Annotated in this window: 18 protein-coding genes, 1 tRNA gene and 1 pseudogene; 14 read left to right on the top strand and 6 right to left on the bottom strand. The window is 33.8% G+C overall.

Going from position 1 to position 19,916, the window contains the following annotated elements:
• Positions 1-40 precede the first annotated feature (40 nt).
• Entirely contained in the window at positions 41-190 is a 150-nt protein-coding gene (locus tag ACHRV0_RS20705; protein ID WP_164975013.1) for a hypothetical protein, read from the bottom strand.
• Entirely contained in the window at positions 190-732 is a 543-nt protein-coding gene (locus ACHRV0_RS20700) for a hypothetical protein (protein ID WP_395442316.1), read from the bottom strand. Before ACHRV0_RS20700 ends, ACHRV0_RS20705 begins: the two co-directional genes overlap by 1 nt.
• 86 nt (positions 733-818) lie before the next feature.
• On the opposite strand from ACHRV0_RS20700, the gene ACHRV0_RS20695 reads away from it, so the two are divergent.
• The 6 genes and pseudogenes from ACHRV0_RS20695 (at position 819) to ACHRV0_RS20670 (ending at position 4,737) form a co-directional block, all read left to right on the top strand.
• Positions 819-1,070, top strand: a complete 252-nt coding sequence (locus ACHRV0_RS20695) for a hypothetical protein (protein WP_395442315.1) — start codon at positions 819-821, stop codon at positions 1,068-1,070.
• A 251-nt stretch (positions 1,071-1,321) separates the two neighbouring features.
• Positions 1,322-1,762: a KTSC domain-containing protein gene (locus ACHRV0_RS20690; protein WP_089054020.1), complete on the top strand. Its 441-nt coding sequence runs from the start codon at positions 1,322-1,324 to the stop codon at positions 1,760-1,762.
• Positions 1,763-2,020: 258 nt separating this feature from the next.
• On the top strand, positions 2,021-2,782 hold the full coding sequence (locus ACHRV0_RS20685; RefSeq protein ID WP_089059890.1) for a DUF4369 domain-containing protein: 762 nt from the start codon (positions 2,021-2,023) through the stop codon (positions 2,780-2,782).
• Between the two features lie 18 nt (positions 2,783-2,800).
• A pseudogene (locus tag ACHRV0_RS20680) lies at positions 2,801-3,187 on the top strand (peroxiredoxin family protein); the annotation flags it as partial.
• 488 nt (positions 3,188-3,675) lie between these two features.
• A tRNA-Tyr gene (locus tag ACHRV0_RS20675) sits at positions 3,676-3,756 on the top strand.
• Between the two features lie 402 nt (positions 3,757-4,158).
• Positions 4,159-4,737, top strand: a complete 579-nt coding sequence (locus ACHRV0_RS20670; RefSeq protein ID WP_395442314.1) for a helix-turn-helix domain-containing protein — start codon at positions 4,159-4,161, stop codon at positions 4,735-4,737.
• Positions 4,738-4,776: 39 nt separating this feature from the next.
• Here ACHRV0_RS20670 and ACHRV0_RS20665 read toward each other — a convergent pair whose 3' ends face one another.
• The 4 genes from ACHRV0_RS20665 to ACHRV0_RS20650 all read right to left on the bottom strand — a co-directional run bounded on the left by ACHRV0_RS20665 (position 4,777) and on the right by ACHRV0_RS20650 (position 11,205).
• Entirely contained in the window at positions 4,777-5,460 is a 684-nt protein-coding gene (locus ACHRV0_RS20665) for a phosphonatase-like hydrolase (RefSeq protein ID WP_395442312.1), read from the bottom strand.
• Positions 5,461-6,621 (bottom strand): TIGR03364 family FAD-dependent oxidoreductase, encoded by a 1,161-nt coding sequence (locus ACHRV0_RS20660; RefSeq protein WP_395442311.1) that lies wholly within the window; start codon positions 6,619-6,621, stop codon positions 5,461-5,463. It abuts the gene before it with no gap.
• A gap of 20 nt (positions 6,622-6,641) precedes the next feature.
• Positions 6,642-7,940: a DUF5690 family protein gene (locus ACHRV0_RS20655; RefSeq protein WP_395442310.1), complete on the bottom strand. Its 1,299-nt coding sequence runs from the start codon at positions 7,938-7,940 to the stop codon at positions 6,642-6,644.
• Between the two features lie 415 nt (positions 7,941-8,355).
• Positions 8,356-11,205, bottom strand: coding sequence for a TonB-dependent receptor (locus ACHRV0_RS20650; protein ID WP_395442309.1), 2,850 nt, complete (start codon positions 11,203-11,205; stop codon positions 8,356-8,358).
• A 641-nt stretch (positions 11,206-11,846) separates the two neighbouring features.
• Here ACHRV0_RS20650 and ACHRV0_RS20645 point away from each other — a divergent pair.
• From ACHRV0_RS20645 to ACHRV0_RS20610, 8 genes are read left to right on the top strand one after another with little or no spacing between them, the layout of a single operon-like run.
• Entirely contained in the window at positions 11,847-12,608 is a 762-nt protein-coding gene (locus ACHRV0_RS20645; protein WP_089056068.1) for a DeoR/GlpR family DNA-binding transcription regulator, read from the top strand.
• A 17-nt stretch (positions 12,609-12,625) separates the two neighbouring features.
• Positions 12,626-14,029, top strand: a complete 1,404-nt coding sequence (locus tag ACHRV0_RS20640) for an L-fucose/L-arabinose isomerase family protein (RefSeq protein ID WP_395442308.1) — start codon at positions 12,626-12,628, stop codon at positions 14,027-14,029.
• A 54-nt stretch (positions 14,030-14,083) separates the two neighbouring features.
• Entirely contained in the window at positions 14,084-14,923 is an 840-nt protein-coding gene (locus tag ACHRV0_RS20635; RefSeq protein ID WP_395442307.1) for a transketolase, read from the top strand.
• Complete coding sequence (locus ACHRV0_RS20630; protein WP_395442306.1) at positions 14,923-15,879, top strand: transketolase family protein; 957 nt, start codon at positions 14,923-14,925, stop codon at positions 15,877-15,879. The genes ACHRV0_RS20635 and ACHRV0_RS20630 overlap by 1 nt, the downstream gene beginning before the upstream one ends.
• Entirely contained in the window at positions 15,876-16,796 is a 921-nt protein-coding gene (locus ACHRV0_RS20625; RefSeq protein WP_129025247.1) for a D-ribose ABC transporter substrate-binding protein, read from the top strand. The genes ACHRV0_RS20630 and ACHRV0_RS20625 overlap by 4 nt, the downstream gene beginning before the upstream one ends.
• A gap of 2 nt (positions 16,797-16,798) precedes the next feature.
• Positions 16,799-17,413: a DUF2291 domain-containing protein gene (locus ACHRV0_RS20620; protein ID WP_395442305.1), complete on the top strand. Its 615-nt coding sequence runs from the start codon at positions 16,799-16,801 to the stop codon at positions 17,411-17,413.
• Position 17,414: 1 nt separating this feature from the next.
• Positions 17,415-18,905 (top strand): sugar ABC transporter ATP-binding protein, encoded by a 1,491-nt coding sequence (locus ACHRV0_RS20615; protein ID WP_395442304.1) that lies wholly within the window; start codon positions 17,415-17,417, stop codon positions 18,903-18,905.
• An 8-nt stretch (positions 18,906-18,913) separates the two neighbouring features.
• Positions 18,914-19,888, top strand: coding sequence for an ABC transporter permease (locus ACHRV0_RS20610; protein WP_395442303.1), 975 nt, complete (start codon positions 18,914-18,916; stop codon positions 19,886-19,888).
• Positions 19,889-19,916 lie beyond the last annotated feature (28 nt).

Here is a 19,916-nt window from a genome sequence, read left to right as displayed (position 1 = left end):
TCAAGTTCCAGGTTTTCGCTCCAACAACTTGAAACTATATTTACTTTTCTTCTTTTTTATCTTCGTTGAATTTTTTCACAATTTCTTTCAGCTTTTCTTTACGGGCGATTTCTGCCTGCTTTTTCTTTGCTTGAGCTTTATGCAACTTGTCATTATGAGTTTTAATATTCTTTTCGTTATTCCGTCCCATTATATTTCTCTTTTAATTTCTTCTAATGTTTTCTCCGTATAGATCAATTCATCAATAATCTGCTTTCGTAAATCGGCTAGATCGTCATAATCAAAATACTTTGCCCACGAAGTTAATTGCTGTAAGTTTCTAATTTGTTTTAATCTTTTAGCAGTTTCAAAACTTGTTCTTAAAATTGCTTTTTTATCATACTTTGGGTTATTCTTATGCTGATAATTGGCAAGGTTTTTATCAAAATCTGCTTCTAAATAATATAGTTTTTCCTCAGTATTATCAGGATAAAAATCGCTCCAAGCGGCAAATCCAATTTTTGTTTTTGATTCCGTCTCTGGTTCACGAGCTACCAAACGCCACTTGCTGTTTGCCAGTCTTCCCCAATGATTCGAAACGCGGTACATCCCTTCTTCTGTATAATAGTAAGAACTTCCTGCTTTGCTTTCGAACTGTTTTTTTAAACCTTCAATTTCATTTGGAAGTACTTCATGAAAAACACAAAAGGTATTTTTAAAAGAATTTGGATGTGGTTTAAAGTTTTTCTGCATGTGCAAATATACTCAGATTGTCTCGAACTCCCTAAAACAAACATAAATTGATTAACTTTGCCTCATAAATTTAAAACAAAAAAATCATGTCTAAAGATTCGCAAGAAAGAATGCCTCAAAAAGGAATTTATACAGGTATTATCGAAAAAGATGAAAACAATAATTATTTCTGTGGTGAGTATCTTTTAGATTATAAAATAGCACATTCAAATTTCAATGTTGGTGATTGGATTACAATAAAATCTATAATCGAAAATCCAAGTGATATCAGCTATGATAAATACCCGAAGAAATCTAGGAATTTTGATAAAGCAAATCATAAACCAGAAAACAAGTAAGTTTTATTTTGAGATTCAGAAAAATTTAACCGCAAAGTTCGCAAAGCTATATTTTACACAAAGCTTTGCGAACTTTGCGGTTAAAATCAGTATTACTTTCTATGATTCTTTACATTTTACAGATAACTTTCTGGAATATTTTTTAGATGAAAACTGAAAAGTTAAAAAAAAGTGTACCTTTGCAAAAAATTTGTCGTTTTGAAGTAAAAACACTCATTTCGAACTAATAGACAAGAAGTTACCTTTTATTTATGAAAAAAATAGTTGAATACCGCAAGTTACTAAACGTAGACAAAACTGCTGAATTAAAAGATTTGAAAACCATTTATCGTAATGCGATGAAAGAAGCTCATCCTGATAAATTTCAAGGCGATGATGCTGGTTTGAAAGCGGCAGAAGAAAAAAGTAAAGCTATCATTGAAGCGTACCATTTCTTGGTAAGTATTAATCCTGAAACGATTAAACTAAATTTACCAGAATATACTGAAACTATCGCAACTTCATCAATTACTGATTATAAATTTGTTGAAGGTCGTTTAATTATCGATTTTTCTAACGGAAGTGTTTACGAATACATTAGTGTTCCTAAAGCTACTTATGTAAAAATGGTAAACGCAGATTCTCCTGGAAGATTTGCAAAAAGACACATTTTGAACTCTTTTACTTGGAGAAAGAAAACAAATCAAGAATAGATTTCTTAAAAAATATTCTAAAAAGCACTCTTTTACAGGGTGCTTTTTTTATGCTTAAAAATTAGAAAAAATCAAAATCGCGCCTCAGAATAAAACCAAAACTAGAGTTTTAAATCAAATCAAAGCACCAAACACATTGATTACAGGCAAATTAACCCCTAAAAAACTATAACAAAATTTTAGGTTACAAAATTCTGTATGTTTTATAATTTTAGATACTTTTGTTGCACAAATCAATTAACTAATTAATTTTTTATAATGAAAAAAATACTTTTTTTACTTACAGCTTCTGCGGCTATCATTTCATGCAGTAAAGTTAAAGACGGAGAATACTTAATTACTGGTACCGCAACTGGAATTGAAAACGGAAAAACCATTATCCTTCAAGGTCTAGACCCAGCTACAAGAATGCCTTTAGCTCTTGATACAGTAAAAGTTGAAAACGGAAAATTTGAAATAAAAGGAAAAGTTACTGAACCAGCTTTCCATACATTAATTCTTCAAGGTGCAAACGGACCAATTCCTTTTATCTTAGAAACAGGAGAAATCAACATTGCAATTGATAAAGACAGTATCCACAAATCAAAAATTTCTGGAACTTACAGCAATGACGAGTATGTGAAATTTCAAGAAGATTTAAACAAAACTCAAAAAAGCTTAATTGATTTTCAGAAAAAGAATACTCAAAAAATGCAACAAGCTCAACAAGCTCAAGATACAGCAACGATCAATGGCTTGATGAAACAATACATGACTATTCAAACAGAAGTACAAGAAAACAGCAAAAAGAAATATTTAGCTTATGCTGAAGGTCATCCAAAATCTTTTATCTCTGTTTTAATTGTTCAAGGTATGGCTGCTGACCCAAGTGCTGACATTAAAAAAACAGAAAGTTTATTTAATGCTTTAGATGAGTCATTAAAAAATACTACTCCTGGTAAAGAAGTTAAAACAAAATTAGGTCAAGCGAAAATGCCTGCGGTTGGTGCTACAGCTCCAGCAGTTGGTAACGCTAAATGAAGAGCAGACTTTTCTGCACCAAATCCAGAAGGAAAAGTAGTTTCGCTTAAAGAAAGTTTAGGCAAAGTAACTATCGTTGATTTTTGGGCTTCATGGTGCGGGCCTTGCCGACAAGAAAACCCTAATGTTGTAGCAATTTACAAAGAGCTGCATTCAAAAGGATTAAACATTGTTGGAGTTTCATTAGACAAAGACAAAAGCAAGTGGACAGAGGCTATCGCAAAAGATGGTTTAACTTGGACACACGTTTCAAACCTAAAATTTTGGGATGAACCAATTGCAAAACAATATAATGTTGAATCAATTCCAGCTACTTTTATTCTTGATGCTTCAGGAAAAGTAGTTGCTCAAGACTTAAGAGGTTCAGAATTGAGAGCAAAAGTATTAGAGCTTTTAGCTAAATAATACCATTCTTAAAATAGAATAAAAAAAATCTCCCTAGTGGAGATTTTTTTTATTTTATACCATAGCCAATTTAAAATTGGAATTTCATCAAGCTGAGATTAAAATTCAGTCAAAGAAAGAGTGATATACTGATGACTTAAATTTTACCTATCAATAAAAATTTAGATTAAACCAACTATAAAGTACAATACTAAACAAATATTCTTTCCTTAATTCTAATTAATACATCCACAAAAGCAAGGGCTGACAGCTTTATTAAAGATCAAACTGAAAGCAAAAACCATAAAACAGTCGTGCAATTATTCTTACTTTTAAAAATATTTCAAAAAAAATACATTTTAGAAATTTTTTATTTTATTCAATTCCAATCAATTAAAAAATAATTTAAAAATAACTTAAAATTAACTTCGATTTTTGTTTGTAGATGTAGAAAACGTTCCTATATTTGCAACCGCTTAGAACAACAAAGCACAACAATACAAAGCTTCGGGGAGATACTCAAGCGGCCAACGAGGGCAGACTGTAAATCTGCTGTGTGAACTTCGCAGGTTCGAATCCTGCTCTCCCCACTAAAAAAGTCCTAATGAAAATTAGGACTTTTTTTTTTATACATAAACTTCAAATTTATTTAAGACTGCAAGATCTTCAAATACTAAGATTCGTAGATTTTATTCTTTTACACTGTTTTTCAATTTTCTTAAAACCAAACAAAATCTCTGTGGCAAAATCGTGATAAAAATAAAATAGACGGAAGACTATAAAAAGACCCAACGTATTTAGATTTTTCAAAACTGCAACATAAAGTTACATATTATAAAAAAAAATAGCTAGAATACTTATTATTTACTTCTTTGACAACTAATTCTCCACGATTTACTAATCCCTTTTTACTACAAACCTAACTCAATAATCATTTTGAATTGTAAAGTTATTTTAAGACTTTTACGATTATATTGCTTATAACAAATTTTATGGAAGATTATCTTATTGGCTTAGGAAAAAGAATTAAAGAAATTCGTAAAAAAAACAACCTTACTATTAATACAGTTGCCACAAATGCAGATGTAAGTAACGGCCTTATTTCACGAATTGAAAATGGTAGAACTATACCATCGCTTCCTGTTCTTTTGCACATTATACAAGCACTCGGAATTGAGGTATCGGATTTTTTTAACGGTCTTCCAAAATCAGATAAAAGCAATTTTATAATTTCAAGAAAAGAAGACAATGCTACAATTGAAAAAGAAGATGAAGCAAAGGGATTCTCATACTTGTCTATTTTCGGTAAACAATTATCTTCCGTAGCTTTTGAAGCAGTTTTACTAGAAGTACAACCGGGCTCGCAACGGGGAAAAGTAGAAACAGATGCTTATGAATTTAAGTATATTTTAAGTGGCGAATGCTGGTATATTATTGGCGAAGAAGAAGTTTTACTTAAAGAAGGAGATTCTATATTCTTTGACGGAAGAATTCCACACGTTCCAGTAAACAAAGGAAATATACCTTCAAAAATGCTGGTACTTTATTTCTTTCTAGCTAAAAATGAATAAACCCGCCCTTTACAGACGGGTTTACTGAGCCGTAACTTCTTATTGAAATAAAATGCCTTCAAGCTCAGTCACATCATTCAAAATATAATCGGGGTTAGCTATTTCTAGCTGTTCTTTATTCTGCGCTCCGCTAAGAACACCAACTGTTATTGCGCATCCGGAGTTTTTCCCCTCCATAATATCAATTTCCGAATCACCTGCTTTTAAAACCTGAGCAGGATTCGTGATCCCAAACTTAGCCATTGCCATTTGAATCATATCCGGATTTGGCCTTCCGTTTACAACATCATCAGATGTAATCAAAGCATCTACCTGATTACCCACTTTCCAATTTAATTTTTCCAATAATTTATTCGCCGTTTTAGAATCATATCCTGTGTTCAGCGCAATTTTGATATCATGTTTTCTTAAAGAATCAAAAAAGGCTTCCATTCCGTTAAAAGTAGAAATCTGAGCTTCATCATAAGCCGTTTCCAAAGCCACTTTAAAATTATTAAAAGCTTTATCTGCAATCGTTTTAACATCAACATTTGTAGTACAAGCAGTTAAAACATCTGTTATAGCCGTATGCTTTTCCTTACCGGCACCATAAAGCAATACTTCATCAAGTGAAACCGAAAACCCTTCCTGATTAATCACTTTTTGAACGGTTTTATATACAAGATTATTCTCATTTACGGTAGTTCCTGCCATATCAAAAACTACTAGTTTAATATCTATCATCTATTTTAAATTAAATATGTTTTTAATGTTTTCTTTAGAAAATCCTGCACTTCCTGTCATGCCTTTTCCTCCAATTCCCGTTACTATATGAATGTTATTTTCTATAGTATGTTCAAAAATATCATTCTCTTTACACTGACAATACATACCATACCAACGGTTTTGTATTTCGTAAGTTGGCAGGTTGAATATTTTTTTAGCTTCAGCAATCATAAATTCATCTACGTCCATTCGCAAATCAAATCCGAGGTCGTCGATATTGGCTGCATCAGCATATTCATGCGAATCTCCAATAATAACCGATCCATCAGTTGCTTGTTTAAACAGAATATGAACACCCCACTCTTTCTCAAAACTATCTGATGCTTCTTTTGCTTTAATTCCGTCGAAAGAAGGACACTCATAAAAAGCTTCATAACGACGAATAGAAAGTCCGGTTAATATCGAACCGTTTAATTGATAGTCCGCTTGCGGTTTTGTCTGAAGCATTTGTAATTTGGTCACTTCAAGATCGCTTTTTGCAAATATATCAGGATACAATGTTTTGAACTCTGAACCACAGCACAATATTACTTTTGACGTTTTATGAATTTCTCCGTTAGCGGTTACAACTTCAACTTCATCTGAAAGTGAATCACAACGCACTACTTTTGTATTTCCAAAATAAGCTAAATCTTTATTTTTTATAAGAAACTCCAATAAACGGTTTATCATTATTCTTGGCTCAACTGTAACTTCTTCAGGAAAGAAAAGTCCCGTCTTTACATAATCTTTTCGCAAGCCTGGATATTTTTCAAGACATTGCTCTTTGGTTAACAATAGCGATTCATACCCATTGTTTTTATTTATGATGCTTAATTCTTCAATAAGCTGCACTTCTTCGTCATTTGAAGCTAAATATACAGATCCGTTTTTTCGAATCGAAATATCAAACTGGCTTTGAATATCATTATAAATCCTAAGACTTTCTCGTCCATAATTCTGCCACTTTGTATCCATTCCGGACGGCACTACCTGACCAAAATTGCGAACTGTAGCACTTACCGGCAGTTTGTCTTTTTCTATTATGGCAACTTTTAAACCTTTTTGTAAGGCGTGGTAAGCATGAAAAGTACCCAAAACTCCGCCACCAATAACAATTAAATCGTATTTAGTATTCATTTTTTAATTAATTATAAAAATTAAGAACAAAGCATTGCTGCTGATTTTTGTTTTCTTTGTAAAAAACGTCGATTGAAATACCACATTGAAAAAAGTGTAATCATTCCAATCATTATTGCCGACGTAATATTCAACGATACAAAAAACTGAGTCCAGCTTTTATTAAAACCTGTAATTTCTTTTAAGACAAGCACCATAACACTTCCTAAATAACCAAAAGCATCGGCTATATAAAACAGAAAACCTACATTTCCTTTAAAACTTAACAAAGCCACTAGTCGCTCAAAAATTAGACAATGGAATAAGATATATGGCAAATAAACCCCAATACCACTAATAACCATCCAGTAAACCGGAGACATTAAATGATTATTAAACAAAACCGTCGAAATCAAAACCATTGCAGAACCCAATATCGTAAGACTCATCCCGATGTTATAAGCCAGCTTATTTTTACGCACCAATGTTCCTGCGGCAGCAATTAATAAAACGGTTATTGCAACAGGAATTTCTGTTAGTGTGATAATTTTTGGTGTACCCGAATAACCTTGATCCGCCCAAAACTCAACTATAAAATTATCTCTAAAATCTCTTACAATGGTTAGCAACACATAAATAGCAACTAAACCAAAATAACCAATCCAATTTTTTCTTAAAAAATCTTTTCTTTCTTTTTTATACATTGGCTGTCTTTCGGAACGTTCTTTTATATCGCTTTCACTTGGCGCTTTCGAATAATTAAGAACGATAACAGAAAGCAGAAAAAGCGGAAAAAAAAGCAATCCTGTCAAAAAAGGCATATTGTATTCGCTTACATTAAAATCACGCATCAAAAGCAAACCGGCTGTTTTTACAAGTCCGGTCGAAAATATAAAAGTGGCGCTAAGTGCTGCTGCCAATAACTCGGTGTTTTTTCTGCCTTCAATGTAAGAGAATACAATTCCGAAAACCATTCCTAAAGGCAATCCATTAAAGAATAAAGCCAATACTTTTAACTTAGGCGGTACGATTGCAAATAATCCCAACATTGCCAAACTGAAAGTTATAAAACACACCAGCCAAATCGCTCTTTTTTCTTTCTTCATTTCAGAAATCACCTTAATACCGATGAATTTTGAAACCATATAACCCAAAACCTGACTTATAACTAAAGTTATCTTTGCATTTAGTCCAAAACCTAAGGAAAGATCTACGTATTGACCTGCTAAAAACGACTTTCGTATGGCATACATCCCTGTGTAACACAAAAAGACCGCTATAATAATTAACATCGTCGATGTTTTTTTACCATTTGTAAACTTATTTACCTTCTTAAGCATAATTAATCTGTTTTTACAAGTACAAAAGTAGCATTCAAAACAAAGACTAATATTAAGCAAAAGTAAACATATTATTAATTATTTTTACAAATAGTAAAATTTTATCTATAAAAAATAGGCAACAAAAGAACAAAAAAAAAAAAACATCAACACTAACAAAATCAAAACATTACACATTTAAAAATCTGTTTTTCTTTTAATTAACATTTGAATCAAAGATAAATTTTCTATAGAGTGTTATTTTAAAGTTTACAAATAAAAACATCAAACAATTAAAAAATTACAAATAGTAAAATTTTACATTTCAAAATCGAATAAAAATTTCATTATAACAAAACAACCAATCTCATAAAAAAAGGAAAAGCCGGCATAAAACCGACTCTTCCAATAAAAAAACATCAAACAAAATTTTATTCTACAGGCTCCATTTTATTCCCATTTGCCCTCTGATTCCGTAAAGCTCTACTTGTTTTGGTCGGCTGTCGTCTCCATAATAATATTCCAATTTATCATTAAGAAGATTGTTTGCTTCAGCAAAAATTGTAAAATGCTTGGTTAATTTGAATGAAAATGTAGCATCTAATGCAGAATAAGCGCCGTAATAAACATCATCTCTATCCAAACCACTTGTACCATGTTCGGTAATATATTTTGATTTAAAGTTATAAGCTGCTCTAACATTTATTCTTCCTTTTTCATAATACAATTGCGCATTTGCCAAATGATCGCCTTGTCTAGGCAAACTGGTTTTTCCTGCGCGACCTGGTATTGTCATTTGCGACTTAGTAAAAGTATAGTTGGCTTGCACACCAAAACCATTCAAGAATCCTGGAAGAAAGTCAAATTTTTTGTTACCACTAATTTCAGCACCAAAAAGCCATGCATTATCACCATTCATAGGTTGTGAGATTTCAACTCCGGTATGTCCGTTGATATCACCTTGTTTGGTATCCATAAAAATAGGATCGGTAATCGTTTTGTAAAACACTCCGGCAGAAACAACATCCAATTTTCCAAAATAATGTTCTCCCATCAAATCAAAATTATAAGAATATGTAGGATTCACATCTGGATTTCCTCCGTCATATTCATTATCAGCGGCCAAATAAGTACCTCCCGGCGCCAGATAACCAAAATCAGGTCTTGTAAAAGTTCTCGTTGCTGCCAGTCTTAGGTTTGTATTTTCCTCAGGAGAATATTTCAAGTGAAGCATTGGCAAAAGCGATAGATAGTTTTTTGTTTTTGTAACTTTAGAAAGTAATCCATCCGGATTTTCAGGCGTTACATCATATTGATAACCGCTAACTTTTGTATTGGTGTTAGTTGCTCTCAAACCTCCTAAAAAAATCAGTTTACTATTTATTTTATACGTCGCCATTCCATATACAGAAGTATGCGTTTCATCAACATTGAAGTTACGCCCTAATCCGCCGCCGTTGGCAAGAATTTCAGAATCGCTTTCAGACAATTTCAAATTACCGTTAGTGAAATTATCATTGTAAAACTGATTCATTCCCGTTGGAGAAAGTACTGGTCCAAAACTATTTCCAATATTAGTATGAAGCTCTTTCAGATATTCTGTTCCTTTTGGCTGCATAATATTATACTGTCCATAACTTGCCAAAGTTGGCACAGCCGCCGCTCCGCTCCAATTGTAAAACTCATCTGCAAAAGTGGCAATTCTGTCTTTATCTCTAAATTTAGCACCAAATTTTAAGTTAAGATTTTCATTCGCATCAAATTCATAATTCGCCGATGCCACAATATTATCTCTTTCTTTTACAGCCACTTTATAAAGCTCCAGCGTACTAAACTTCATCAAATTAGGACTGTCCTGAAAATTAGGATTTGACAAATAACCAAACATATTATCTGTATTCATGTATCCTCCATCAGAATCCCAATACGCTCTTGGACCGTTTCCTCTATCTTGAAGATAGGCAGGATTTAAACCTACTCCATCTTGTTTAAAAAACACAGAATAATAACTGTTGTTTTGAGCATCAGGAACATTTCCGTAATAAAACTCCGTGCTGTAATGTGCTACGCTCCAATCAAAAACACCTTTATTCCCAATATGTTTTCCTCCAACTTCACCACCATAGAAATCAAAGTTCAATTCGTTGTAGATATTCTGAAGCTCTACTCTTCCTGTATTTGTTGCTGCATTGAATTTATCAAAACGTATACGACGTTTAAAGTGTGTTTCTTCATCAAGAAGTTTCCCGTAATTCAGTTTTACGAAAAACTTATTTCTTTCGTTTGGATTAAATTCAAATCCGCCATTAAAACCTGTTGTATGTCTTTCACCTGTATAATCTCTTAATTCTAAGCGGTAAACACCTTCATCTCCAGATCTTCTTGCTTCAAAATTATCAGAAGCCCAATTTCTGTTCCATTGTGAAAAATTCAAAATATAACCAAATTTCCCATTCTTGGACTTGTCTCCAACCAAAACAGACCCGCTATAAATTCCTTTATCCGATTTTGCATTGTATCCCATACCAACACTAGCATCTACAGTAAATTTAGAAGGCGCTGTTTTTGTTATAAAATTCACACTTCCGCCTAATGCATCAGCATCTATGTCTGGTGTTAAAGCCTTAGAAACCTCAACATAACCAATCATTTCCGTCGGAAAAAAATCAAATGCCGTAGCTCTGCTTGCCCCTTCATCGGCTGCAGTTGGAATTCGGTTTCCATTCATTGTAGTAGAACTCCATTCAGCAGGTAATCCTCGCACAGCCACATAACGACCTTCACCCTGATCACGCTCAATAGATACACCCGGAACACGTTGTACTGCTTCGGCTGCATTACGATCCGGAAGTTTTCCGATTCCATCCGCAGCTATAACATTCACCAAATTGATTGCATTTTTTTGAATGTTTAATGCTTTAGCTTCACTTAGTCTTTTTGAATTATCTTTCACCACTACCTCATCCAGATTATTAGAGGACGTTTTTAGTAAAATATTTGGAACAACCATTACTTTTCCAGCGCCGATTGTAATTTTCTGGCTGATTTTTTCGTAGCCTAAATAAGTAACCACGATTTCATAATCTCCGGCTTCAATTCCGGTAATATTGTAACTTCCTTCAAAATCTGTTGAAGCATTTTTTTGAGTCCCATTCAACTGTACAATCGCGCCCGGAAGCGGAAAAGCACCATCAAACACTTTACCTTTTATAGCTCCTTTTTGCCCTGCTGCTGTCAGCGAAACCAATAAAAAAACTACATAAATCAAAAACCTATTTTTTTCCATTTCAGTTAAATTATTAATATTAGTAAATATTTCATTGCAAAAATGGATATAAATTTACTTATAGTAAATTTTTAGATTTTAAGAAATTCTTAACAGAGGATTATTGTTATGTAATTTTAATGTTAACAACACCAGCTTATTGAAAACGAAATTGATCATAAACTAAAAGTATAACCCATCAAAGAAATATTTACAAATAGTAATAATTACTATCTCATGAAGCAATACAAGAAACTACAGGAAGATAGACAGCTAACAAAACAAAGACTCAAAGAATTCAAATTCACAAACTTTATTATAATCTTTTCAGTTTAAAACTTACAGTTTTCTTCTTCTGAATACAATAAATTATAACAAACAAAGAAATTAGCAACATCCAACACAAACAACTAAATAATACTATTTACATTATTTTTCCACTCTAAAAAAGAAACCAACAACACAATTATAGACACAAACAACTAACTCACAACACTTTGTTAGTTAAAAAAAGTAAAAACCTGAATTTTCTTTTTCTTTCTTTTATTTTGTTTTGTTTTTCTTTTATTTTGTTTTACATTTGCTTTATATTTGTTTTGCATCTACTTTAATTTGTTTTGCAATTGTTTATATTTGTTATTCACATATTAAAAACAAATAACATGTTAGCAAATCAAAGAAGAGAAAAAATACTAGACCTGTTAAAAGAAGATGGTTTTGCAAAAGTGAACGATTTAGCTCGCTTATTCAAAGTCACAGAAGTAACAGTACGTCAAGATCTTGAAAAATTAGAAAGCGAAGGATTGATTCTTAAAGAACATGGTGGAGCAAGCATTAAAAATGTAGAAGATCAGGTTAGAAGTTTTTCACTGCAACGTCAGGAAAATTTGGAACAGAAGTCGGCTATTGCGCAGAAATGTCTGGAATTCATAGAAAATGGTGATACTATCATTCTAGATTCAGGTTCAACAACAACAGAGATCGCAAAAAAACTAAAAGGTCACAAACGATTAACTGTAATTACAAATGCATTAAACATCGCTTTATTATTAGGTGCTGACCCGGATATCGAAGTGATTATGACGGGAGGCGAATTCAAACCGCCTACATTATCACTTACAGGACAAAAAGCAGCAGACTTTTTTAAAGGATTACATGTTCAGAAGTTATTTTTAGCCACGGCAGGAATTTCATTAAAAGCAGGACTTACCTATCCAAGTATTAGTGACCTGGTTGTAAAAAAAGCAATGATTGAGGCTGCAGAAGTAACATATCTAGTCGCTGATAGTACAAAAGTGGGGAAAAGCGCATTAGCCAGTTTGGGAGCATTATCCTTAATTGACTACATAATAACTGATGATAACATCGAGGAAAAACACAAACAAGTATTTAGAGACAATGAAATTGAAGTAATAATAGCATAAAAAAACAAACCCAAAGAATGACAACATCAACATTAGGAGTAATTATTGGAAATAGAGATTTTTTTCCAGACAGTTTAGTAGAAAAGGCCAGATTTGAAATTATTGAAATTTTAGCAAAATTAAATATCAAACCTATTTTACTAGACAGTACCGACACCAAATTAGGCGGAGTAGAAACGTATAAGGAAGCGCAAAAATGTGCCGAATTATTCAAAAGACACCAAGACGAAATTATGGGTGTGCTTGTTTTACTACCAAATTTTGGGGATGAAAAAGGTGTTGCCGATACTTTAAAATTAGCCAATCTTAATGTTCCTGTTCTTATTCAGGCGTACCCGGATGAATTGACGAAAATGAATGTGGTAAACAGACGTGATTCCTGGTGCGGTAAAATCTCAGTTTGCAATAATTTATATCAATATGGAATAAAATACTCTTTGACAAGTCAGCATGTAATGAGTCCTTCTGACCCTGTTTTCCAGAAAGACTTACTAGATTTTACTGCTGTCTGCAGAGTGGTAAAAGGAATGCGAAATGTAAGAATTGGCGCTATCGGAGCAAGACCGGGAGCCTTTAATACCGTTCGTTATTCTGAAAAAATATTACAAAGAAACGGCATTACCATAACCACAGTAGATTTATCTGAAATTCTGGGAAAAGCAAATAAACTAACCGCTGAGGATGCATCGGTAAAAAAACATTTAGAATCGATTAACGCTTATGTCGCTCAAGGCAAAACACCAAACGAAGCTATGCTTCAAATTGCCAAATTAGATGTGGTATTAAAAGATTTCATGGAAGAATATGCTCTGGATGCAACTGCCATCCAATGCTGGACTTCATTGCAACAAAACTATGGCTGCAATGTATGTACAAGTATGAGTATTATGAGTGAAAACATGCTTCCGAGTGCTTGTGAGGTGGATGTTACAGGAACTTTAAGTATGTATGCCATGCAATTAGCATCAGGATCACCAAGTGCATTGGTAGACTGGAACAATAACTACGCTGATGATCCTGAAAAATGTGTTTTATTTCACTGTGGAAACTGGGCTAAATCATTCCTGCCGGACATTCAGTTAAGCACCGCTCCTATTCTTGGAACTACTGTTGGAGTCGAAAACACTTATGGCGCTTTAGACGGAAGAACACCTGCAATGCCTCTAACTTATGGAAGAATTAGTACTGACGATCCAAAAGGTATTATTAAAGTATACATTGGTGAAGGCGAACTTACAGACGATGCACTAAACACTTTTGGAAACAGAGCTGTTGCTCAAATACCTGACCTGCAAGGACTAATGCAATACATTTGTAAAAACGGATTTGAACATCATGTCGTAATGAATGCTTCAAAAACAGCTGCCATCTTAGAAGAAGCTTTAGGCAATTACATGGGTTGGGAAATTTACAGACACTAAATGGAATTCATCACATGGATTTGCAAAGTTTTACAAACGATAAATTAATATAAGATGCACATTGACGAATTAAAAAGAAAATCAATTGAGGGTAGAAAAAAAATACTCAAATACATCTATAATGCCAAAGCTGGTCATACGGGAGGAAGTTTGTCTATTTTAGACATACTCAATGTTTTATACAATAATGTAATGAACGTTTCTCCTGAGAATTTTAATTCTAGGACCAGAGATATATTTATTCAAAGTAAAGGGCACTGTGTTGAAGCTTTATATGTAGTACTTGCAGACAAAGGTTTTTTTCCTGAAGAAGATTTATTGACACTTTGCCAATACAAATCTCCTTATATAGGACATCCTACCAAAGCTATTCCTGGCATCGAACAAAATACAGGAGGATTAGGTCATGGTTTACCTATTTGTGCAGGAGCTGCTTTAGCTGCGAAAAGAGACAATTCAGATGTAAAGGTTTTCACTATTTTAGGTGACGGTGAAATGGCAGAAGGCTCTAACTGGGAAGCCATGATGTTTGCTGCTCACTATAAATTAGATAATCTCTGTGCTATTTTAGATTACAATAAACTGCAAATTACTGCCCCAAACGCCGATGTTATGGGACTCGAGCCTATAGATCAAAAAATGGAAGCTTTTGGCTGGGCTGTAACCCATGTAGATGGACATAATTTAGAAGAACTTTCAGAAGTACTCAATAATTTACCCTTGAAAAACGGTAAACCAAGCTTTATCATAGCGCATACAACCAAAGGAAAAGGAATTAGCTACATGGAAAACGTATTGAAATGGCACCATGGCGTGCCTTCAAAAGAGCAATACGAATTGGCTATAGAAGAGCTAGACAAACAATTACAAGAACTTGAAACTGTTTTAAAATAATGGTAGAAATAAAAACAATTGATGCCGCTAACCTCGAAGTCTTTTCTGAAGTTCTTCAATCGTTAGCAGCAACAGACAAAGATATTATGGTTGTGACGAGCGATTCTCGTGGCTCAGGAAAATTAGTACCCTTTGGACAAAAATATCCTGAACAAATTGTGGAAGTAGGCATTGCCGAACAAAATCTTGTAGGTGTTGCCACCGGTTTAGCCAGCATGGGCAAAAAAGCTTTTGCCGTTTCTCCTGCCTGTTTTCTTACAGCCCGTGCATTGGAACAAATTAAAAATGATGTAGCATATTCTGATAATGCCGTGAAATTAATCGGTATTAGTGCCGGCGTAAGTTATGGCGCTTTAGGAACTACACATCATAGTTTACATGATTTCGCAGCACTCAGAGCCATCAATAACCTTACTATTGTGGCACCTGCAGACAATTTTGAAACCGCTGAAGCCATCAAACAAGCAGCCGAAATGCAGAGTCCTATTTACCTGCGTTTTGGTAAAAAAACAATGCCTGCTAACCTTAACTCGAATGTAACCGATTTCAAAATTGGAAAAGGACGTATCATTCAGGAAGGAAAGGATCTCACTTTTATTGCTACCGGCGAAGCTGTGCTTCCTTGTCTTGAAGCTGCTAAACTATTGGAAAAAGACCATAATATTTCCAGCAAAATAATCAGTTTACATACTATTAAACCATTAGATACTGAATTATTATTGAGTACTGCCTCAAACAATAAACCCATTATTACTGTGGAGGAACATTCTATTAATGGAGGCTTAGGAGAAGCAGTTGCTTCTTTATTATTTCAAAATGGCTGCGTAAACAAATTCAAAATTATAGGATTGCCGGATGATCACACAGTTTCTGGTTCTCAAATAGAAATTTTCAACCATTATGGTATATCAGCAGATGGGTTAAAAAACACCGCTTTAAACCTACTAAAACCATGAAGACAAAACACTTTACCTTAGTGCTGCTAACCTTGGTTTTAATCTTCGGATGTACTTCCAAGGAGAAGGCTGAAAAGCCAAAAATTGCAGTTGTGGTTTCAACATTAAATAATCCGTGGTTTGTAATGCTGGCAGAATCTGCAGCTGAAAATGCCAGAAAACTAGGTTATGAAGCGAAGATATTTGATTCGCAAAATAATCCTGCCATCGAATCGGATAATTTTGAAAACCTAATTTCTTCTGGTTATGATGCCATTCTTCTAAATCCAACAGACTCTGACGGTTCAATTTCCAGTATCTTAAAAGCAAAAACTGCAGGAATCCCTGTTTTTTGTATGGATAGAGAAGTAAACGTGGATGATGCGGCAACAAGTCAAATTCTTTCAGACAACTACTCAGGTTGTGTTTCTATCGGAATTGAATTTGTAAAAGAATTAAAGGAAAAAGGAAATTATGTAGAGATCATTGGGCTTGTAGGTGACAATAATACGTGGGCTAGATCAAAAGGATTCCATTCAGTTGTGGATAAGTTTCCTAATCTAAAAATGGTGGCACAACAAAGCGGTAATTTCGACCGAACTAAAGCTATGGAGGTCTTAGAAACCATTATGCAGGCAAATCCTGATATTGATGCTGTTTTTTGCGGCAATGATGCCATGGCAATGGGCGCTTTTCAAGCCTTGCAAGCAGCAGGAAAGGAATATAAAGTCAAAATTTTTGGATTTGATGGTGCTGGAGATGTAATTGAAAAAATCAGAGAAAAGAAAATTGTAGCCACCGGTATGCAATTTCCCAAAGTAATGGCTCAAACAGCTGCCCAATATGCAGATGAATATTTTAAAGGGAGAAGAGTTTTTCCTCAAAGAGTTCCCGTAGAAGTGGAATTAATAAACGCAGCAAACATAAAAGACTATTAAAGATGAAAAAAAAGTATGTTTATATTTTAGCCTTCCTTATAATAGCCATTTTAGGATATAATTCGGTTTATTTTAAAAAACTGAGCGATGTTAAAAAAGCACAAAAAGAATCTTTTGACTTTAAAGCTTATGCCGATTCCATTTACTATAAAGGCATTTTGAAAAGTAAAAAAACTATAGATTTAACTACGTTAATCGCTTCAGTAAAATCCGATCAGCAAGCTGCTTTTAAAAATTATGGAAACCGTCTTGGAATAGGAAATTCAGCTTATTTTATGATTAAAAGCACTGGCAAAATTCTCGATATAAAAGATGGTATTTACACCATTGCTGACGAAAAAAATGGCATCATTTTTATCGACACCAAATACATTTTCGGAAATGCTTTAAGAGATGCTTCCGGCTTAGTTAAACTAACTGATTTTAAAACCAATGCTCAATTTAACACAGTTTCAGAAAGCTTAAATGATATTGTTCGTAATGAGGTTGTGCCAAAAGAAATTAAAAAGGTGAAAATTGGTGATAGCATTTCATTCTCGGGAGCCATTAAATTGAGTAAAAAACAAACTCTTTTTACTGACCTTTTAATTATTCCATCACAAATTAAACTTCAGTAAATTGTTAGAAGCAATAAACATATCAAAAGAATTCCCAGGCGTAAAAGCACTTAATCAGGTAAATTTCAAATTTTATCCTGGAAAAGTCAATGCCATATTGGGAGAAAATGGCGCAGGAAAATCAACCTTGTTAAAAATTCTGACAGGTGTTTACACGCAATACGACGGCGAAATTCAGCTAAATGGACAAACAGTTTCATTTTCGAATATAAAAGAAGCACAAAATGCAGGCATAGCAATTATTCATCAGGAATTAAATTTGATTCCTGAACTTAGCGTAACAGAAAATCTATTTCTTGGAAGAGAAATCTTAACTCCTCTTGGGCTTTTAGATGCTGCAAAAATGGAAGTGGAAGCCAAACGCATTTTCGAAAAAATTCAATTGAATGTTTCTCCTAAAACATTGGTTCAACAACTTAAAGTAGGAGAACAACAACTAATCGAAATTGCAAAAGCACTGCTTTGTAATGCTGATGTTATTTTGATGGACGAACCAACTTCTGCTTTAAGCGATAAAGAAATAGACAACCTGCATCGCATTATTTATGAGTTAAAAAAAGAAGGCAAAACTATTGTCTACATTTCTCATAAAATGGATGAATTGTTCAAAATTGCTGAAAACTATACGGTTTTACGTGATGGCAACAGCATTGATGAGGGAGAAATGAAAAATGCTACCGAACAGGATTTAATTCGAAAAATGGTAGGTCGCGACGTACTTATCGAAAGAAAAAACACCCAAACTCAATTTGAAAACACCATTTTAAAAGTTGATAACCTCAACCTTATTAATCCCAACAATAAGAAAAGAAAACTCCTTCACGATATTTCTTTCGAATTAAAAAAAGGCGAAATCCTGGGCATATTCGGTTTAATGGGAGCCGGTAGAACCGAACTATTAGAAACTCTATTTGGTATGCATCCTGCAAATAGTAACTATAGTTTAGAAATTGACCAAAAAAATACATTTCACAAAAAACCAAAAGAAGCCATTGAAAATGGATTAGCTTTTGTGACTGAAGATCGTAAAACAGAAGGATTAATTTTAGGAATGGATATCTCATCCAATATAAGTCTGACCAGCTTACCTACCTTCAGAATTTTGAATCCTTCGAAAGATAAACAATCCTCAAAGGATTATATTGAAAAATTGCGTATCAAAACACCATCTGAAACGCAGCTCTGCCAAAATTTAAGTGGTGGAAATCAACAAAAAGTAGTTCTGGCAAAATGGCTCGCGACCAATCCTCAAATTTTAATGATGGATGAACCAACACGCGGAATAGATATAAATGCCAAAAATGAAATTTATAATCTAATAAAAGAACTCGCAACTAACCAAATGAGTATCATTTTAGTTTCTTCCGAAATTCCCGAAATACTAGCCCTTTCGGATCGAATTTTAGTAATGGCTGAAGGGAAAATTAAAGCCTCCTTTCTGGCCAATGAAGCTAATGAAGATAAATTATTAAAATCAGCTTTACCAGAATAACCACAACTATGACTATCTCTCTAAACCACCCTATTATTAAGAAATCGCAATCCCTGATTGCATTGTTTTTGCTGTGTCTTTTTATCAGCTTATTGTCTGATAAGTTTATGACCAGCGCTAATCTTTGGAATGTACTAAGACAAATCTCTGTCAATGTTTGTATTTCTGTCGGAATGACCTTAGTGGTTTTGATGGCTGGAATAGATCTTTCAGTAGGTTCTGTATTAGGTTTCACCGCAGCAGTATGCGCCGGTTTATTAAAGAACGGAATCCCTTTTGAGTCTATGGATTTATTTGTGGGTTTTTCCGTCTTAGGAGCAATTTTAGTATCGATTCTTATCGGAATGGCTTTAGGACTTTTTAATGGCTGGGTCATTACTAAATTCTCCATTCCTCCTTTTGTAGCAACGTTGGCCATGCTTACTATTGCGCGTGGTTTTACAATGCTTTACACTGAAGGAATTCCTATTTCTAATTTAGGTTCTGAATTTGAATTTATAGGTTCGGGCTGGATTCTGGGAATTCCGGTACCAGTTTGGATTTCAATATTTATGGTTCTAATCGTTATTTTTTTAACTAAGAAAACAACCTTTGGACGATATATATATGCCATTGGTGGAAATGAAAAAGCGGCTTTCTTATCCGGAATTAACATCAATAAAATCAAATTGGCCGTTTATGGAATCGCAGGAATGATGGCTGCTGTAGGCGGTGTTTTAGTTACTTCAAGACTAAACTCAGCGCAACCCAATGCCGGTATGAGTTATGAATTAGATTCAATCGCGGCAGTAGTTATTGGAGGAACTTCACTTTCAGGAGGTATTGGTACTGTTGCCGGAACTGTAATTGGCGCAGTAATTATTGGGGTTTTAAATAATGGACTGGTTTTATTGGATGTATCACCTTTTTGGCAGCAGGTCGTAAAAGGATTTGTTATTTTATTAGCGGTAATCATTGATAAAATGAATCAAAAAAACAGATAATACCTCATAATAACTCTTGTTATTACTG

Source organism: Flavobacterium sp. FlaQc-30 (assembly GCF_044005885.1).
Taxonomy (GTDB): domain Bacteria; phylum Bacteroidota; class Bacteroidia; order Flavobacteriales; family Flavobacteriaceae; genus Flavobacterium.
The sequence above is the reverse complement of the archived record's forward strand: the minus strand, read 5'-3'. Positions and strand labels throughout refer to the sequence as shown.

Bases quoted from the DNA above. Each gene is read 5' to 3' on its own strand.
- ACHRV0_RS20635 (WP_395442307.1), top strand. From the start codon at position 14,084: ATGCACATTGACGAATTAAAAAGAAAATCAATTGAGGGTAGAAAAAAA.
- ACHRV0_RS20665 (WP_395442312.1), bottom strand. From the start codon at position 5,460: ATGATAGATATTAAACTAGTAGTTTTTGATATGGCAGGAACTACCGTA.
- ACHRV0_RS20620 (WP_395442305.1), top strand. From the start codon at position 16,799: ATGAAAAAAAAGTATGTTTATATTTTAGCCTTCCTTATAATAGCCATT.
- ACHRV0_RS20610 (WP_395442303.1), top strand. From the start codon at position 18,914: ATGACTATCTCTCTAAACCACCCTATTATTAAGAAATCGCAATCCCTG.
- ACHRV0_RS20660 (WP_395442311.1), bottom strand. From the start codon at position 6,621: ATGAATACTAAATACGATTTAATTGTTATTGGTGGCGGAGTTTTGGGT.
- ACHRV0_RS20655 (WP_395442310.1), bottom strand. From the start codon at position 7,940: ATGCTTAAGAAGGTAAATAAGTTTACAAATGGTAAAAAAACATCGACG.
- ACHRV0_RS20705 (WP_164975013.1), bottom strand. From the start codon at position 190: ATGGGACGGAATAACGAAAAGAATATTAAAACTCATAATGACAAGTTG.
- ACHRV0_RS20625 (WP_129025247.1), top strand. From the start codon at position 15,876: ATGAAGACAAAACACTTTACCTTAGTGCTGCTAACCTTGGTTTTAATC.
- ACHRV0_RS20685 (WP_089059890.1), top strand. From the start codon at position 2,021: ATGAAAAAAATACTTTTTTTACTTACAGCTTCTGCGGCTATCATTTCA.
- ACHRV0_RS20650 (WP_395442309.1), bottom strand. From the start codon at position 11,205: ATGGAAAAAAATAGGTTTTTGATTTATGTAGTTTTTTTATTGGTTTCG.
- ACHRV0_RS20630 (WP_395442306.1), top strand. From the start codon at position 14,923: ATGGTAGAAATAAAAACAATTGATGCCGCTAACCTCGAAGTCTTTTCT.
- ACHRV0_RS20695 (WP_395442315.1), top strand. From the start codon at position 819: ATGTCTAAAGATTCGCAAGAAAGAATGCCTCAAAAAGGAATTTATACA.
- ACHRV0_RS20670 (WP_395442314.1), top strand. From the start codon at position 4,159: ATGGAAGATTATCTTATTGGCTTAGGAAAAAGAATTAAAGAAATTCGT.
- ACHRV0_RS20645 (WP_089056068.1), top strand. From the start codon at position 11,847: ATGTTAGCAAATCAAAGAAGAGAAAAAATACTAGACCTGTTAAAAGAA.
- ACHRV0_RS20640 (WP_395442308.1), top strand. From the start codon at position 12,626: ATGACAACATCAACATTAGGAGTAATTATTGGAAATAGAGATTTTTTT.
- ACHRV0_RS20700 (WP_395442316.1), bottom strand. From the start codon at position 732: ATGCAGAAAAACTTTAAACCACATCCAAATTCTTTTAAAAATACCTTT.
- ACHRV0_RS20690 (WP_089054020.1), top strand. From the start codon at position 1,322: ATGAAAAAAATAGTTGAATACCGCAAGTTACTAAACGTAGACAAAACT.